The sequence below is a fragment of the Arthrobacter globiformis genome (genome assembly GCF_003261175.1).
Classification (GTDB): Bacteria; Actinomycetota; Actinomycetes; order Actinomycetales; family Micrococcaceae; genus Arthrobacter; species Arthrobacter globiformis_A.
On the sequence record NZ_QLNP01000079.1, the window covers coordinates 16,814 to 31,534 of the forward strand.

The window sequence follows — 14,721 nt, forward strand, 5'->3', positions numbered from 1 at the left end:
GCCCAAGCATGGCGTGATGAGAAAACCCACCTAAACCCGCAAGGACGCCAAGTTTTCCCGGTACCACTCCACTGTTTGGCGAATGCCTTCCTGGAGCCCGATTGAAGCCGACCAGCCTGACGACCTCAGTTTAGATACATCAAGTAGCTTCCTTGGCGTCCCGTCAGGCTTGGACGTATCCCATTCGATGGTGCCTTCGTAGCCGACGGCTTCCGCAACTAGGTTGGCAAGCTCCTTGATCGTAACGTCGGTCCCAGTTCCTACGTTGACCTGTGAAGGCCCGTCGTAGTTCTCAAGCAGATGAAGACATGCCGCCGCCATGTCGTCAACATGCAGGAACTCTCGCCGTGGCGAGCCGGTTCCCCAGTTTGCTACCTTTTCAACTCCCGACGCAGTCGCCTTGTCGTACCGCCGGATTAGGGCAGGAAGAACGTGCGACCCATCAGCGGAGAAGTTGTCGCCCGGGCCATAAAGATTGGTCGGCATCGCGGAAATCCAAGGGAGTCCATACTGTCGGCGGACTGCTTGAATCTGCATGATTCCGGCAATTTTGGCGATCGCATAAGCATCATTAGTAGGTTCCAGATGTCCTGTGAGCAGCGAATCTTCTCGGATCGGCTGCTCCGCAAACTTTGGATAGATACATGACGACCCGAGGAAGAGCAGGCGTTCCACCCCGAATTCCCGGGCGGCATCCAGAACATTTACCTGGATGCGTAGGTTGTCGCTCAGGAAATCTACTGGATAGGTGTTGTTTGCGAGGATGCCACCTACCTTGGCCGCAGCAAGCACAACGTAACGCGGCCTGTTTTCCGAAAAGAATGCGAATACATCGTCTCGGTTCTTCAGATCGAGTTCCGCTGAGGTGCGTCCTAGAAGGTTGCTGAAGCCTTTACTTTGAAGGTTTCGCCAGATTGCTGACCCAACCAAGCCCCGGTGACCCGCAACGAAAAACCTCGCCGACCGATCGAGTGGTTCGGGTGTGAATTCGAGGTCAACCACGATCAGTTTTTCCAGCTATCGAGGTGAACGGTGTCAATCCAGTGGTTGCCCGCATGCTTCAGAGCCTCGATGTCAGCGTCGACCATGATCCGCGCCAGCTCTGGAGTGTGCACTGATGCCTTCCAACCCAGTTTTTCTTGTGCCTTGGAAGCATCGCCAACGAGTGCGTCGACCTCAGTTGGGCGGAGGTAGCGCTCGTCGAAGCGGACGTGATCTTCCCAGTTCAAGCCGGCGTGATCAAAGGAGATTTGAAGGAAGTCACGCACTGTGTAGTTGCCACCGGTCGCGAGGACGAAATCATCAGGTTCGTCGGCCTGCAGCATCCGCCACATGCCTTCGACATACTCGGCCGCATAGCCCCAGTCGCGGACCGCGTCCAAGTTACCCATGTACAGCAGATCTTGCTTGCCGGCCTTGATGGCGGCGACAGCCCGCGTGATTTTGCGTGTCACGAAAGTCTCGCCGCGTCTTGGCGATTCATGGTTAAACAGAATGCCGTTGACTGCGAACATGCCATAGGCCTCACGGTAATTCTTAGTGATCCAGTAGCTGTAAACCTTGGCAGCACCATAGGGTGACCGCGGATAGAACGGAGTATCTTCATTCTGTGGCGGCGGAGTGGCGCCAAACATCTCCGATGAGGATGCCTGGTAGAACTTCGTCTTGATACCTGCCATCCGCACGGCCTCTAGGAGGCGGATGGTGCCTACACCTGTTGTGTCCCCAGTGTGCTCCGGCTCGTCGAAGGAAACCCGAACGTGGGACTGGGCAGCTAGGTTGTAGACCTCATCGGGCTTTATCTCCGCCAAGAGAGTTACCAAGCGGGCGCCATCACTCAGGTCACCGTAATGCAGGAACAGTTGCGCCTTAGGATCGTGCGGGTCTACGTACAAGTGGTCAACTCGTGCAGTGTTGAACGTGGAGGCCCGGCGGATGAGTCCGTGTACTTCGTAGCCCTTCTTGAGGAGGAGCTCTGCCAGGTAGGAACCATCCTGTCCTGTGATACCCGTAATTAGTGCGCGTTTTGTCATAATGCCCCCATGGTGCGAAAAAAGAGAGAGTCGCACGGCCTAGCGGCCGCGCGACGATGCCAAGCTTGTTACAAAATCATCATAGCGGTCGACTGCTGCTGACTCGGACAATGTGTCGTGGCGGAAGCGCAGCCCATTTAGGCCCAAAGTCTTCGTGTACTCGTCATCTGCGCCAAGGCGTTCAGCCGCTGCCAAAAGACCTTCAGGGTCAGCCGCATCGACACGGATTCCACCCATGGAAGTCGCGATTTCCTTCGCCGTGACGCTGCCAGCATCAGTGGCGGCGATGACTGCGATTCCGGCGTTGAAGTATGATGTCAGTTTGCTCGGGACAGCCATGTCCTTGATGCCGGGCAGTTCATTCACGAGCAGGATGTCCGCAGCGGCCAGAGCCGCCATGAAGTCCGGTCCTGGCAAAGGGTCGATGAATTGAAGACGCTCCAGTCCCGCGGACATTGTCTGGAGTTTCTTTTTCTGGTTTCCATCGCCCAAAAGAACAAACCGGACGGCGCTCCGGCGGTCCTGAGCCAGCTGGGCTGCGGCGATAACATTCTCGAGTCCTTGTTTTTTGCCCATGTTGCCAGCGTGAAGCACGACAATGTCTTCCGGCGTCCACCCAAGGTGTGCGCGAACTTCGCATCTACCTTCGCAAGGGGAAGTTGGCAGATGAGTCCAGTTTCGAATGACCCGTACGTTGCCTGCTGAGACCCTCAAGGCATCCACCATGTGCTGTTTGAAACGATCATGAATGGCCACTACTCCATCCGTAGAACGGAGTATCAGGGACTCCACGACAGCGATAACGGCGGCCGCTCTTCCACCTCCCGTGCCTGTTTCAACAACTCCGCGACTGTACAGATCCTGGACCCAGATTCCGATGGCTGGCCTCTTGACCCGTAGGCGGGCTCGGAAAAGCGCTATAGCAGAAGAGAAAAGAGCAGGGCTCACGAGAAGCACCACATCTGGAGCCCGCCAGTTTGCGCATAGCAGGCGCAGTCCGAAGCTTAGTTCCATGTGGATCCGAGCCAGCGCCGATGACCCACTTGGCACGAAATGGCGAACCCTGTCTACGGTCACACCGTTGATGACTTCGGAGCGAACCCAGCCGGAATATCCCTCCTTTAATTTCCATTCTGGGTAGTGAGGAAACCCGGTGATTACGTGCACCGTGTGGCCTGCAGCGACGAGGCCTTCAGCTAAGCTCGTGGTGTACGGCGCATTTCCTGTCGGCTCCGGAGTGTAATTCAGTCCAAGTATCGTTATTTTGAGGTTCCGGTGGTTCAACGCTTCGCTTTCGTTGTATCGAGCATTTTTTGAACTCCGCCCGCAAAATTATCAATCATATCCGCGATCGTTGGATATTGCTGGGAAAGAGGGTAGCGAGGTACGGTGGCCCCGTCTAAAGACTCCAAGTAGTTTCGGATCATGAGCGCGAACGATTTGGGCTCGTTATGACTTGTCAGTCGTGATCTGCCCTCAACCAAGTACTCTGCCTCTGCGGAATGGTACGGCCAGTCTGTGGTGAGGATCGGAAGTCCGAGCACTAGTGCATCGACTGCGACCAAACCGACCCGGCCAGGCATGAGAATGGCGCTGGCCACACGACCAACCAATGCTTGCAAATCCGGAGTGGCGTAGCCAAGCATGATTGCCTGTCCTCGAGCGGCGGCCCTAGCCAGCAGTGACGCCTGGGCGCCGGTGCCGCCCACGACGATTTTTAGACTCGGTTCCTCGAGCCAAAGTATGTCTAGCACCTCCGCGAGAAAGTCGATTCTCTTGCTTTCGTCGAGACCACCCAGAAAGGCCACGGTACGGCGGGGTTTCAAGTCGTGGACATCCATGAAACGTCGGGCCTGAGCCGCAGTCGTGGCAGTAACGGCCTGCGTAAGCGACTCTGTATCGACCGCATTCATCACCGTCGTAATCTTCCCCGCTTCCACCCCTGTACTTAGCGCGTACTGAGCGCCCCCCGGAGTGTAAGCGAACACGTGGTCGGCGGTGCGCAGCTGCCAACGTTCCAGTGCCAGATCAAGCGGGTGTCCATCACTTACGTAACTTTTTATGTGACCCCAAAGGCCTACTTTGAATCTGTGCGACTTTTTCGAATCTGCAATAGCCAGATATGTGTCTAGTGATGATCCCAGATGGCCGACGATGACGCCGTCTGCGCCTTTCCACACGGGACGTGCACCACCGAGGGAGATGGATTTGCCGGCGATGGTCAATCGTTTTTGTACGATAGTAGTGACCCAGTCGGGGGTAACGCCATCGTTTCGTGCGCTTTGGTCTCCACTCGGTGCTGAAGCTGCCACATTGCAGTCAATGTCCATGCTCGCAAGCTTAGTTATGAGTCCTTCAAAGAAGGCCGCTCGATATTTGGGGATGTACGGCTGAACTATTACCAAACGCCGTCTTCTCGCTGTCAAGCCACGCTCCTACGACTTTTCGAAACGGCCTTACGGTACGTTGACTCAAGCTCGGAGACAACGCCGGTCATCCCGAACTCTTCGAGCGCTAGGCGCTGGGCGTTCTTTCCCATTCTCAATCGAGTCCCCGGTTCGGAGAGCAATTTGCGTACGGCTTGAACTAGGGATTCCACTGAGCCGTCAACCACTAGGCCAGCATGGGCGCGTTCGACGGCGGGTGCTAAACCGCATGTCCGCGTGATGACGACAGGCTTCCCCAGCGACATGGCTTCAAGTACTGACATGGGGAAAACCTCACGGGCGGATGGCAGCACGTAGATGCTGGACGCACTCAAACGTCCCAAGGTTCGCTCCGGAGCAATGGCACCCTCCCACTTCAAGTCGGCCTGACCGTATTCCCCCATGGCCTCAGTACAGCGGTTACCTTCTCCCTCGTCCGGACCTACGAGACGAAAGGAAACGCCCGGGAACTCTTGAGCGAGGATCAGCGACATTTGCACAAAGGCCAGCGGGCGCTTGACTGGATGCAATCGGGCCAAGAAGAGCACTTCTTGGTGTGCAGGCTCCGGCAAGACTGCGCTGCCGCCCGATAGTGGTACGCCGTTTCGCAGCTCTTTGTACGCAAGGGGCTTACGAGTCACGTTCCGGAGGCCAGCCAACTCGTCGCCTGTAAGGTGCAGGACACTGCTTGCCGATGAAAGCACAGGCTTGGTCCATGACAAGTCAAGGGGCGTGGACAGTGGGTTGTTGGAGGGCTGGATCATCCCGTGTGGTTGAACCACGTAAGGAAGTCCGAGATTGCGTGCCATGTTCGCGGCGGGCAGCGTGACCAAGTCACGAGCGAGGTGGACGTGGAGGACGTCGGCCCAAGTCGCTAGCTTCCGTAAATGACGTAGTAGTCCTGGGGCAAACGTTCCGGCGAAGCCACAGCGGGGAATGATCTGGCGGGCTGCGAATAGTTCGACTGGAACGCCATCAAAATGGGTAGGGAGGTCGCCGCTGAATCCCTGGGCGCCGGCAAGAAACTTGACCTCATGACCAGCTTCGAGCAGGGCACGGGTTTGATTAACAGCAACCCGCACGGGGCCGCCATAGGCGCCGTTCGGTGTAATCAGCGTTGCAACTTGAATTATCTTCAATCCCCGTGTCACTTTCAGTCTGTCCGGCCGCGGCTCCAGGGGAGCCGGTCTCCTAAGAATTGCTCTTCGGCCTGGGCCACCCCAGAAAGGATATCGCGATTCTGGCTGACTTCTTCGACATCACGGCACTGTCGAAGCGCGCTGCGAGCCAGGAGCCGACGACAAAAGGTGCCCGCTGAGTCTGTAGAATAGCCCTCAAACCAACGGCCCGTGGCGGTGGATCACACACTAGGGGAGCGCGTGGCAAGAGCCAGGGGGAAAACTTGAGTCCAGCACATCCTTCAAATAAGAACCTATCTGAAGTTCCGGTCGTCGACCTATCTATGGCGCAAGGCGAACGAGTTGCTTGGGACAGGCCGCGACTAGTTGTCTACCTGTGGGCCATTGCCGAACTTCTGCTCGTCACGAACCCGTGGCAAATCAGTTCGAGATTGCGCGTACGGATCTTGAAGGCATTCGGGGCGAAAATTGGCCAAGGCGTAGTATTTCGCCCTCGGACTCGCATTAAGTTTCCTTGGAAGCTTGAGATCGGTGATCGGTGCTGGATCGGTGAAGGAGTATGGTTTCACAACCAGGACCGGATCTCAATCGGCAAAGACGTGGTTATTTCGCAAGAGGCTTTTTTGACCACGGGAAGCCACGCGATTCGATCCGATATGTCTCTTATTACAAGCCCCATCGTGATCAGCGATGGAGCATGGATAACATCCAGAAGCGTTGTTTTGGGCGGTAGGACAGTCGGCAAGTCATCTGTTGTGGGACCGAACGTCGTTGTCTCATGCGACATCCCCCCGAACGTAATTGTCTCCTCCGGAGAATCGCGGATGCGTCCCAGGTTTCAGTCTTTGGGGGACGTCCGTCCAACCGGGCACTAGGGCGACGATTCTCAAAGCGCCGGGTTAGAAAGCTCGCGGTGCGTATAAATCAAACCTTGTGGGATCCCTTCGGCTGCGAAATTGCCAGCCGCTTTGTATCGGTTTTCGCCGAAGAGACGCAGCTGCAAATGCGCCTCTGATTGCGGTGAGAAACTCATCTGCGAAGCATCATAATCAATATCGTATAAAAGAAACCGGCGGGAAGTCCTGTGGCCTGCTAGCAAGCGAGGAGCCTCGGCAGTGTATTTACTCAACGCGGTGATTATCTGCGCCTTTACGGTGCTTGGCTTAGTACAATTTGCCACTAAATCCTTCTGGGCCAACTGCAGGAACTTGTGGGATATGAACGCCACTTTTGTGTTTGGTCTTGCCGTTCTTTTGAATGCTCCTAATGCCATTAGTATGTTTTTAGGTGGCAATGTCAAGGTCATCGATGCCTTCGGTAACGTTCAAACCGTATATGCGCCCTCCGTGCGCCTGTTGCAGGGCCTTTCAGGCATAGTTGTCTTGGGACTTGCCGTCATGATGCTCTTCATTGCCTTGCGCGGGAAAAAGACCCTGAATGGATATGTATGGCCTCTACTTGCCACTTGCGTAGTTAGCCTGGTTTCCAACTTACATAGCAACCTAGAGTTTGCCACCTTGAATCAGTGGACGGCGCTTGCTGTGATAGCTGCATGTCTTTTCGCTGCCCCGAGCCCCGGTGCTGCCTTGGGCGCGGCGCTTTTTGGTGCCCTTTATTCCGTTGCTACGGGAATTCTGACCTTCGTCAACCCCGATGCAGCCATTGAAGATTGCACTCGTAAATGCTCTCCTGCAGGCGTCATATTGCCCGGGATCAACGGCAGTGAGAACGCCTTCGGTCTATGCGCCGTCTTGGCTATGCCATTCGTTCTGCTAGCCTTCAAGAGTTCGGCGAGGTTCATATTTTCTGCCTTTCTAGCATATTTGGTACTGGCTTCAGGAAGCCGTAGTGCAGTACTCGGTCTGGTGGCACTGGCAGTCCTCCTCTTCCTGTTTCGCCTTTCAAAAAAAGGACTGAGCAGTTTTGTTGCTGTAGCAGCTGCTGGTGTCCTTGTTATGTTCGGGGTCATCCTGCCGTTTATGACGAAGGATCCTGAAGCCTTTTCGACTCGCGGAAGAGTTTGGCTGACCGGAATCGAGTACATGTCTGAAGCGCCCGTAACGGGACTAGGGGCAAGTGCTTGGGCGAACCTGACACAAATCGGGGCTATTTATAGGTCCGATGCATATTCACTTCATAACTTATGGTTAGATACGCTTTTTGTGTCCGGGCTGATTGGATTTGGCTTGTTGCTTTCCAGCTTGATTGCACTTATCGCGTCCCATGCGCAGACAACTTGCTTCCCTCAAGTGTTCCTTATCCTGATAGTTATTTTGACCGTGGGAATTCTTGAGCGGAGCCTCTCGATTTACTCGTCGAATTGGCTGGGATGGGTTTTGCCTGGCTTGCTTTTGTTTCGCGGCGGCGGAGCGTTGTCGAGAAATTCCCAGCCTTTCCGAGCCAGAGAGTCTTACTTTGTCGCCGGTGTACGTAACCTTCCCGGCAGGTAGATGCCTTCCATTTTTCAGCTTCTAGAACGCAAGTTCTGCGTCAAAATACTTCACGAGAGAATGCGGTGAGTCCGGTCGATGTCAACTAGATCGCGGGTTGTCTACATCTACGACCCGAATGGTTTCAATCCCTACGGGACGGAATTAGCGGCGGTTCTGGATGAACTTCCAGGCAGGATAGTCCACCTGGCGCATAGTGAAAGCTCAGCGGTCGAAGGTGGCGCTTCCGAGCGTGTAGTGGTCTTTGGACGAAGCTTCCGTGTCGCTATCCGTCTTTGTTGGGCACTGTTCACCGTTCTGCTTTCCCGCGGTGTGGTCATATTGTGTTGGGTGCCGAGTAAGTGGCATTTCTGGATTGCAATGATGTTGGCCACAACTTGTCGGCGTATCTACTTCGTGGATCATAATCCTCATGGTTCACGTGCGGCTCGCGGTCCGATTTCTCCGAATCAAAGGGCAAGGCTTCTTTCGCATCCGAAGGTTTTACCTGTCCTTCATCACGGATGTGTCCCAGATCCGGAAACGGCTGACGCCTACCAGGGTTTTATCTTTCATCCCTCCTATCGTCGGACTGTCACGCACTATTCAAACAATTTGGCGGCCCGCAAGGATGAGGGTGTTTGCCTGTTCTTCGGTAGTGCCCGAGTGGATAAAGGTATCGACCTCCTTCCTGATGTTTCGCATCGATTGAGGCAGTTGGGGGCATCACTGAGAATTCGTGTCGGTAAGTGCGGTATGGATGAGGCGGTACTTCTTGGAAGCTGCTCCGGCGATGTGCAGATCGGCGGTAGCAGGCACCTTTCTGACCAGCAACTGATCGCGGAGATCAGCAGGGCGAGTGTCGTGGTGGCACCATACTCCGAAGTAACGACTTCGGGCACCGCGATAATGGCAGCCACTATCGGAACCCCCGTCATTATGTTCGACTCCCCCCCTATGTCGTGGTTGATGCCGAAGGAAAATATGGTTCCCAGGGGGGAATGGGGACTACTTAGTCAGAAGGCAGCAAGTTTGGCTCTTGAACCAGGTTCAGCGGGCTTTGCCATGGACCCGGACACTCTTGATTTGGAGTGCCGACGCAGCTGGACCGTGCTATTGGATGGAGTTATATAGGTGTCTCGTAAGTCTGAACCTCTGATTTCTGTCGTAACTGTCGTTTTGAATGACAGAGAGCGGCTGCGTCCCACGCTGGAGTCGCTCCGTACCGGATTGCCGAATGATTCCGAACTCGTCATAGTCGACGGCGGCTCGACTGACGGAACGCTAGACTTGATCGAGACTTACGGGTCGGCGATTCCTAGGCTGAGAGTCATCCATCAAACGTCTAAAGGCCTTTACGCTGCAATGAACGAAGGATCTCGGGCTGCCCAGGGACGCTATCTCTACTTCCTTAACGCGGGCGATCGACTTGCCCAGCAAGGTGAGTTGGAAGCTGTAGCGACAGGTCTAGCTGGCAGGCCCTCTACTCTGGGCCTAGCTAGCGTTGTACATGAAACTGCGGGCAGGGTCGTCGGGCCATACGACTTCGACCTGCGTCGTTTCTTGCATGGGAAGGTCCCATATAACCATCAGGGGACGGTTTTTCAACGCCAAGCCCTGCTTGCGGTGGGAGGTTACAATCCGGAGTTTGGAATAATGGCGGATTTTGCGGTGATGGCGCTTCTTGCCCGCGATAATAAACCGGAAGTCTTTACGCAAGTGTTGGCCATGTATGAGGGCGGCGGAATATCGGAAGTTCGTGGTAGGGAAATCCCATACTTGATGCACAAAGTTAGATGTGAAGCAGGTGGTCTCGACCGCATGGGTCGACTTGGCAGCTGGGGATTTGCACTAGCCCAAGGTCTTCGGCGGCATGGATTGTCCACCTTCCGCTCAGGTATGGGGTTACGGTCCTCGAGTGTCTAAGCTCTACTCCCAGCTCCTAAAGGTCGGGGCTCTGAGACTTGCAGGTCTGGCAATAGGTTTCGTCACCAGTTTTTACGCGGCGCGGCTTCTTATTGATGCCTTTGGCCCATCGGGATATGGTGCCATTGCTACCATAATTTCTCTTCCTGCCCTTTTACCGTTTGCTGATCTAGGCTTTGGGAACGCTGTTGTCAATTCCTATGCAGCCAATCAGCCTCGGAGCCGTGAGGTTCTGCGCATTGCCGTAGCGGTGACGGGCGTGGCGGCAGTGGGTCTCATTATAGCCAGCAGCGCCCTTTTCTATAGCGGTTTCTTGGGGGAGGCTCTGGGGCCAGCCGTGATGGGATCGGTCGCAAATGCCGACAGCGCCGCCTATGGTATTCTCCTCCTCACTTGGCTAACTGTTCCTCTTGGACTAGCTTATCGATTGGTTCAAGGGCAGGGCCGGCTAGATGTTGCCATGGCATGGCAGTTGCTTGTGCCGCCGATCTCGATATTGGCACTGCTCCTTTTCTTGGGGCCGCTAAAGGAATTAGAGGTTGCACCGACTTATTTGGCTGTAGCCACAGTAATCGTATCCGCCTGCTTCTTTGCGACATCAGTTTTGCCAAAGTTGAATTGGTCGAGAAACTTTGCGGCTTCTTGGAAAGTGCACTTTCCCTTAGTGCTAAGGAGCGGTTGGCCGTCTCTGCTGATTTCATTGATGCTGGCTATAAGCTTTCAGTCCGGCCGCATTTTTCTTAGTCATTTTTCAACACCAGATCAGGTTGTCGCCTATTCATTTGGCTTGTTGCTTTACGCCCCGGTCTCTGCGCTGTTCTCTGTATCAGCGCAACACTTATGGTCGCACTATGCTAAGGAACGGGCTACACGGTCTATGACCGGCCAACTCTTGATAAGCAACGTACGGTTGTATGCTGGCGTCTCTGTCCTGGGGTTCGTCGGGCTCGCCTTGTGCGGAAACTGGATAATTTCAACGTTTGTATATGCCGACTCGCATTTAGGTTCATTATTTACTGTTTTCGGATTAATGCTTGTTGTGCAAGCTGCACATCTCCCGGCCGCCATGTTCTTGACGTCGCCAGAACATCTCCGCTGGCAAGCCCGGTTGCTAGGGCTGTGCTCGCTACTGACGATTGCTCTTTCCCTTGGGCTGTCACCGTCGTTGGGGGCCGTTGGAATTGTTGTGGCAGGAACTGTTCCCGTGGCCTTGGTGCAGTTTCCGGTGACCCTACGGAAGGCGCTGCGTGTAATTGCAGAGTGCTGATAGCTACACGACACGGAGACGACTGGCCTGCCACTAGCCGTCGCCTCGCTCAAGTGGCCGGGCGATGACATAGGGGTCGCCGCAACTGTGCGGATCAGGAGTTGCCGAGTCGATTCACTTTGCCGGCGAAGGCGAATGTACTGTCCCCGAGGGGGCGCTGATGGCTCGTGTTGTGTGCGAGGACCTACTAACGTGCCCGCCGTTAAGTCGGGCGGACACCACGCCACTGTCCGGTTGGTTGGCTGAAGCCGATGACGGTCGAAAACTGAGCCACTGTGGCGGCGGAGTTGAGGGGTTGATACCACAGTTCAAAATTTAGCGTGGCGCAGCCACACTAGTTGTATTGACCACGGACGTTAGTTAGTAGCGCTCGGCGTGGCTTGGTGACATGAAGAAGACCTCCAGGTGGAGTGGGGCCTGTCTAGAGTCCAATTCCACGCACGTAGGTCTTCACTATTGGTATGGTGGGGGCCAAAAACTTCTGGCCTGCCCAACGGCATTGCAGCCGGCCCGGCACTCCGGAGAGGAGAAGAGTGCTCGTCGGGGTTGCCGGTCCGGCCCAGAGGTCTTCTGACGCCCCTTCCGTTTCAACGGGTGGGAGCTCCCTTCGACATGATCTGCCGATCCGCCAGCCCCACAAGAGGCGTGGCCGGGCAGGCTGCCATATCTTGATAGGAGTCTGACAAGCGACCCGATAGTGAACTGACCGGCATGCCCCGCTCGGCTACGCACCCCATTGAACGGAAAGGTGCGCTAGAACCGTCATGCAACGCAACAGTCCCAACGTATACGTGGGGCTAGATACCCACGCGGAAACCTACTTCGTGGCCGTCATCGACGAACATGGTCGCCGGCTGACTGTTAGCGGCCATGAAAAACTGCCCGTAGGCGGCCACGGAAATGCCCACTGACGGCCAGTAGAACTGCCCGTTGGTGGCCATGAGATCTGCCCACTTCCTTACTGAACCTGCCGCGTCTTAAGCGGTGGGGGCCTCTCCCCGGGATTTGATGACGGTGTCTAGTCGCACCAAATGTCGTCCCAGGAAGAGGCCCTGTATGAAGCATGACGGAGAAATCATGGAAATTCTTGCTGCCTACGATCTGACCGGATCGTTGCGCGCCACGGCCGAGCTCACGGGCTGTTCGCACCACACTGTAGCCAGGCATGTAGCGGCACGGGACGCCGGCCGGCCGATCGCCGAACCCGCGCCCAGGCCCCGGGTCACGGACACTTACCTGCCCAAGATCGAGGAATGGGTCGAGGCGTCCAAAGGACGGATCCGTGCCGATAAAGCCCACGCGAAGCTCCTCGCCATGGGTTACGCGGGGTCCGAGCGATCCACCCGCCGGGCGATCGCGCAGGTCAAGGCCGCGTGGCGGCTGGGACACACCCGCGTTCACCGACCGTGGATCACCGAGCCCGGGATGTGGCTGCAGTACGACTTCGGCGACGGACCACGGATCGGCGGGGTGAAGACCATCCTGTTCGTGGCCTGGCTGGCGTTCTCGAGGTTCAGGATCGTGATCCCGTTGCGGGACCGGACCGCGCCGAGCGTGTTCGCCGCTCTGGACCGCTGCTTCCGGATCCTGGGCGGGGCACCGACCTATGTCCTCACGGACAACGAGAAAACTGTGACCACGGCCCACGTGGCCGGGGTGCCGGTGCGGAACCAGCAAACCCTGGACTTCGCCCGCCACTACGGGGTCACAGTGCTGACCTGCCAGCCGGCGGACCCCGCCACCAAGGGCGGGGTCGAAGCGTCCGTGAAGCTAGCCAAGGCCGATATCGTCCCAAAAGAGACCAACCTGCGGGCGGACTACGGTTCCTTCACCGCTCTCGAGGCGGCCTGCGAGGCATTCATGGACGAGGTGAACAACCGGGAGCACCGCACCATCCGGCGCAAACCGGCAGCGGTGCTGGCAGAGGAACAGCTCCGGCTGCACCGGATCCCGGAGACCGCGCACACGGTCGCGTTCGGAGTGGCCCGCACCGTCCCGGAGAACACCCCGATGGTCACCTTCGAGAACGCCCAGTACTCCGTGCCCGCGCATCTGCTCGGCGCGAGGGTGTTCGTCCGCTCCCACGGCACCGGGCCCGATGAACAGGTCATCATCGTCCACCACGGCTCCGCCGGTCCGGTCGAGGTCGCCCGTCATCACCGGGCCAGGCCCGGCAGCCCCGCGATCATCGAAGAGCACTTTCCCGGAACCAGGACCAGGATCCCGGGCGACTACGCAGTGAAGGCCCGCAACGCCGGTGAGGCCGAGTTCCTTGCCATCGGCGAGGGCGCGAGGACCTGGCTCGTGGAAGCCGCCGGGACCGGGACGGCCCGGATGAACGTGAAAATGGCTGAGGCCGTGACGCTGGCCAAAATCGCCGGCGCCGAGGCGGTGGACCGGGCCCTGGGTGACGCCGCGCTTCATGGCCGCTTCGCTCACGGCGATCTGGCCTCGATCCTGAACGCCAACATCCGACGCACCACTACCCACGCCGCGGACGAGACCCGGTCCCTGACCCAGGGCACCAGTGCATGGGCCGGCCTGGGCACTGAACCCGCCCCTGTGAAGGAGCAGAACCGATGAGCCCTGTCAGCACCACGAACACGACCGCCCCGCCCCTGCCGGCCGAACTCGAAGCACTGATGCGGCAGCTCAAAATGCCCCACGCCCGGGCTTTGGCCCCGGAGCTGATTGCGACCGCACGCGCCCAGCGCTGGGAACCGGCAGAGATCATCAAGGCACTGTTCACCGAGGAAACAGCCGGCCGGGCCCGGTCCATGCTCGCCACCCGGCGCAAGGCAGCAGGCTTCCCCACGGGGAAAACCTTCGACGCCTGGGACCCCGCCGTCTCCTCGATCCCCGCGCCGACCCAGCAGGCCCTGCGCACCCTGGAATGGATCGGCCGGCGGGAGAACCTGGTCGTCTGCGGACCGTCCGGCACGGGGAAAACATTCTTCCTCGAAGCCCTCGGCCAGCAAGCCGTCGAAGCCGGCATGCGCGTGGCCTGGTTCAGGCTCGAGGACCTCGGCGCCCTGATCCGGGCCCACCGCACCGACGACAGCGTCACCCGGGCCGTCGCCAGAATCCTACGCGCCGAACTCGTCGTGATCGATGACATCGGGCTCCTGCCGGTGGCCACCGACGCCGCCGAAGGCCTCTACCGGGTCGTGGACGCAGCCTACGAAAAGCGCTCCGTCGCGATCTCATCGAACCTTCACCCGGCAGGCTTTGACGAGCTCATGCCCAAAACCCTGGCCACCGCCACCGTGGACCGGCTGCTGCACCACGCCCATGTCTGCCAGACCAGCGGCGATTCCATCCGCCTCACCCAGGCCCTCGCGGGAAAAGGAGTCACCCAACTGAACTGACACGACCCCACGATGGCCAACCCCGCCGAAACCTTCAGTGGGCAGATCTGTTGGCCATCACCGGGCAGTTTTACTGGCCACCAGCGGGCACATTAACTGGCCGCCCGTGGGCACAAACTACTGGCCATTGACA

The 14,721-nt window shown here is 57.4% G+C and carries 13 protein-coding genes; 6 read left to right on the forward strand and 7 right to left on the reverse strand.

Going from position 1 to position 14,721, the window contains the following annotated elements; translation table 11 throughout:
• Positions 1-30 precede the first annotated feature (30 nt).
• From DBZ45_RS12525 to DBZ45_RS22710, 6 genes are all read right to left on the reverse strand, one after another.
• Positions 31-1,002, reverse strand: coding sequence for a GDP-L-fucose synthase family protein (locus DBZ45_RS12525; RefSeq protein WP_440130516.1), 972 nt, complete (start codon positions 1,000-1,002; stop codon positions 31-33).
• Positions 1,003-1,004: 2 nt separating this feature from the next.
• Positions 1,005-2,033, reverse strand: a complete 1,029-nt coding sequence (gene gmd / locus DBZ45_RS12530) for a GDP-mannose 4,6-dehydratase (RefSeq protein WP_111904236.1) — start codon at positions 2,031-2,033, stop codon at positions 1,005-1,007.
• A gap of 39 nt (positions 2,034-2,072) precedes the next feature.
• On the reverse strand, positions 2,073-3,317 hold the full coding sequence (locus DBZ45_RS12535) for a glycosyltransferase family 4 protein (protein WP_111904237.1): 1,245 nt from the start codon (positions 3,315-3,317) through the stop codon (positions 2,073-2,075).
• Positions 3,314-4,459 carry a glycosyltransferase gene (locus DBZ45_RS12540; RefSeq protein ID WP_317616958.1) on the reverse strand — a complete coding sequence of 382 codons (1,146 nt, stop codon included), beginning with the start codon at positions 4,457-4,459 and terminating at the stop codon, positions 3,314-3,316. Before DBZ45_RS12540 ends, DBZ45_RS12535 begins: the two co-directional genes overlap by 4 nt.
• Positions 4,456-5,610, reverse strand: a complete 1,155-nt coding sequence (locus DBZ45_RS12545; RefSeq protein ID WP_111904239.1) for a glycosyltransferase — start codon at positions 5,608-5,610, stop codon at positions 4,456-4,458. The genes DBZ45_RS12540 and DBZ45_RS12545 overlap by 4 nt, the downstream gene beginning before the upstream one ends.
• Before the next feature lie 874 nt (positions 5,611-6,484).
• Complete coding sequence (locus DBZ45_RS22710; protein ID WP_190243116.1) at positions 6,485-6,796, reverse strand: hypothetical protein; 312 nt, start codon at positions 6,794-6,796, stop codon at positions 6,485-6,487.
• A 19-nt stretch (positions 6,797-6,815) separates the two neighbouring features.
• Between DBZ45_RS22710 and DBZ45_RS12555 the strand changes: the two genes are divergently transcribed.
• The 4 genes from DBZ45_RS12555 to DBZ45_RS22720 all read left to right on the forward strand — a co-directional run bounded on the left by DBZ45_RS12555 (position 6,816) and on the right by DBZ45_RS22720 (position 11,220).
• On the forward strand, positions 6,816-8,048 hold the full coding sequence (locus DBZ45_RS12555; RefSeq protein WP_146617513.1) for an O-antigen ligase family protein: 1,233 nt from the start codon (positions 6,816-6,818) through the stop codon (positions 8,046-8,048).
• 78 nt (positions 8,049-8,126) lie between these two features.
• Positions 8,127-9,161 (forward strand): glycosyltransferase family 4 protein, encoded by a 1,035-nt coding sequence (locus DBZ45_RS22715; protein WP_146617514.1) that lies wholly within the window; start codon positions 8,127-8,129, stop codon positions 9,159-9,161.
• On the forward strand, positions 9,162-9,953 hold the full coding sequence (locus tag DBZ45_RS23665) for a glycosyltransferase (protein WP_111904243.1): 792 nt from the start codon (positions 9,162-9,164) through the stop codon (positions 9,951-9,953).
• A complete protein-coding gene (locus tag DBZ45_RS22720; RefSeq protein ID WP_146617515.1) occupies positions 9,946-11,220 on the forward strand; it encodes a lipopolysaccharide biosynthesis protein in 1,275 nt (424 codons plus the stop codon). The genes DBZ45_RS23665 and DBZ45_RS22720 overlap by 8 nt, the downstream gene beginning before the upstream one ends.
• A 797-nt stretch (positions 11,221-12,017) precedes the next feature.
• Here the strand turns inward: DBZ45_RS22720 and DBZ45_RS22965 are convergent.
• Entirely contained in the window at positions 12,018-12,161 is a 144-nt protein-coding gene (locus tag DBZ45_RS22965) for a hypothetical protein (protein ID WP_190243117.1), read from the reverse strand.
• 115 nt (positions 12,162-12,276) lie between these two features.
• Between DBZ45_RS22965 and istA the strand changes: the two genes are divergently transcribed.
• Positions 12,277-13,803 (forward strand): IS21 family transposase, encoded by a 1,527-nt coding sequence (istA, locus tag DBZ45_RS12575; protein ID WP_190243005.1) that lies wholly within the window; start codon positions 12,277-12,279, stop codon positions 13,801-13,803.
• Entirely contained in the window at positions 13,800-14,588 is a 789-nt protein-coding gene (gene istB / locus DBZ45_RS12580; RefSeq protein WP_111902704.1) for an IS21-like element helper ATPase IstB, read from the forward strand. Before istA ends, istB begins: the two co-directional genes overlap by 4 nt.
• Positions 14,589-14,721 lie beyond the last annotated feature (133 nt).

Coding starts and splice junctions, on each gene's coding strand:
- gmd (WP_111904236.1), bottom strand. CDS start 2,033: ATGACAAAACGCGCACTAATTACGGGTATCACAGGACAGGATGGTTCC.
- DBZ45_RS12555 (WP_146617513.1), top strand. CDS start 6,816: ATGAACGCCACTTTTGTGTTTGGTCTTGCCGTTCTTTTGAATGCTCCT.
- DBZ45_RS22715 (WP_146617514.1), top strand. CDS start 8,127: ATGTCAACTAGATCGCGGGTTGTCTACATCTACGACCCGAATGGTTTC.
- DBZ45_RS22965 (WP_190243117.1), bottom strand. CDS start 12,161: ATGGCCACCAACGGGCAGTTCTACTGGCCGTCAGTGGGCATTTCCGTG.
- istA (WP_190243005.1), top strand. CDS start 12,277: ATGAAGCATGACGGAGAAATCATGGAAATTCTTGCTGCCTACGATCTG.
- istB (WP_111902704.1), top strand. CDS start 13,800: ATGAGCCCTGTCAGCACCACGAACACGACCGCCCCGCCCCTGCCGGCC.